This is a genomic window from Photorhabdus heterorhabditis (assembly GCF_018448905.1).
GTDB classification, from domain to species: domain Bacteria; phylum Pseudomonadota; class Gammaproteobacteria; order Enterobacterales; family Enterobacteriaceae; genus Photorhabdus; species Photorhabdus heterorhabditis.
Genome location: NZ_RCWA01000105.1, coordinates 1 through 2,022 on the forward strand (window position 1 = coordinate 1; position 2,022 = coordinate 2,022).

Below are 2,022 nucleotides of genomic sequence, written 5' to 3' on the forward strand. Positions count from 1 at the left end.
AAGACAGCGTGGTTCAGAGGGCATGGCTTAATATCACTGGTGGAACAGCAACGGCAGTTCCAGCGTTAACATGAACCGCCGTATGCGGAACCGCATGTACGGTGGTGTGAGAGGACGGCGGGAGTGATCCCGCCTCCTACTCGATCAAAGTCAGATGCTTGCCCTTTCTAAAATAAAACCCGTAAAGTCAGCGGTTGCTTCTTCTGGAAGGCCCACAAGTTGGTCTTTCAGCATATAAACACGTAAAAGCCCTTCTTCATCTGTGTTTAATTCAACTGAACCGACCGTAAAATTGAAGCTATTTACGGCAAAAGATTCAGGGCCAAATGTGCGATTCTGTAAACCAAAATAAGCTGACAAAGCTCTTTGTGGTCTTTGTTTTGTCGATAAGCGTGCTGTACCTGTCAGTCTATATCTAACGTTAGGTTCCAGTCCTGTTATAATTTGATCAATGACACCAGCGCTGGAATAGTTTTGGATGCTAAGAAAATTAACGCCATTCTCGGATGAAATTTCTATAGTGTCAGGATTTGATATTCTCCAGCCACGGTATCCTTCATTAAATGAACCATTAACCAGCTCTTCATTAGCATTTTTTATATTTGAAAAGTTTTCGTTGTTTAGCAATCTTTTTATTCTCATAATATTAATCCTTATCTGAACGAGTAATCATTGAGTTTTTCTTAATGATTTTTTTCAACAAATACTTTATCAATAATAGGTAAATATTCAATCTTATTTTTTTGTGATTGAGAGTTGGATTTGTATTAATGAATACAAAAATAGTGATTAGGATATTGTATCGGAACTTTATACCTAATAGATTTCAAGCCGCAGTGCGGTGGCAAGTGAACGCAGCCAACAAAGCAGCAGCTTGAAAGATGAAGGGTATAGCTATATTTAGAGAAGAAATAAGGTGAATAATAATATAATATCAATGGCTATAGTATTAAAACACCCAGAGCGGTGAGCTGCGGGTGTTTTAATATCAAACTATGTCGAAGCTAAATGTTTAGGCTTTCTCTAAAACAAAACCGGTAAAGTCAGCGGTTTCTCCGTCTGGTCGAGGGCCAACCTGGTCTTTCAACAAGTAAACGCGTAAAAGTCCCTCTTGATCTGTGCTTAATTCTATCGATCCCGTTGTAAAATCGGTGCTGTTTACAGCAAAAGAGTTGGGGCCATCGGTGCGACTCTGTAAACCAAAATAAGCTGATGAAGCCCATTCTGCTGATACGCGCGCTGTACCTGTTAATTTATATTTAGTGTTAGGTTCTAATCCTTCGATAATTTGATCAATGACGCCAGAACCAGTAACGCTTTGGATTCTGATAAAGTGAACGCCATTTTCAGATAAGATTTTTACTGATTCAGGGGCTGGGATTCTCCAGCCTTTGTATCCTTCATTAAACGAGCCGTTAATCAGTTCTTTGTTGTAGTCTTTATTATCAGAATAATCTTCGTTATTCAGGGTTTCTTGTAAGTTCATATATTAATCCTTTTTAAATAAATAGAAATGAATTGAATTTCTTTAAGCGCTTTGTTTTTCGGGGGAGCACTTTATCAATAATAGGATAATATTCAATTGTATTTTTTGTTGGTGGTGAGTTGTAATTTGTATGAATTAATACAAGAATAAATGAGTTATAAGCGCTTATCCTGATAGGTGTTTATGTAGGCTAATTTGTTGCTCATGGCAAAATGCATTGTTGCAGAAATGTTATATTGAAATATTAGTCACAAAGGTAATAATTAATTTGATCTTTTAAGCGTTTTATTGCTCGAAAATAACGTTATCAATGATTGGGAAATATTAAATTGGATTTTTTATTAAATAATTTTACATAATACCACTACATTTTTACTGTTCATTTGTCTCTCTGGAAAGGGGGAAGCGACAAATATAAATTGATTTATTTTTTCCAATAATTACTACGTATATTGGCAACGTATGATTTCAGATAATTAGTCTTAGGTGAATAAACCGGTAAAAACAGCAGATGAGATTTAGTTTTTTTCAATTCA

The 2,022-nt window shown here is 35.9% G+C and carries 2 protein-coding genes; both read right to left on the reverse strand.

Annotation, left to right across the window (positions count from 1 at the left end; all coding sequences use genetic code 11):
- Positions 1-150: 150 nt before the first annotated feature.
- Positions 151-642 carry a carbohydrate binding domain-containing protein gene (locus EAE89_RS22685; protein ID WP_054477884.1) on the reverse strand — a complete coding sequence of 164 codons (492 nt, stop codon included), beginning with the start codon at positions 640-642 and terminating at the stop codon, positions 151-153.
- A 370-nt stretch (positions 643-1,012) separates the two neighbouring features.
- Complete coding sequence (locus tag EAE89_RS22690) at positions 1,013-1,486, reverse strand: carbohydrate binding domain-containing protein (protein WP_054477886.1); 474 nt, start codon at positions 1,484-1,486, stop codon at positions 1,013-1,015.
- Positions 1,487-2,022 lie beyond the last annotated feature (536 nt).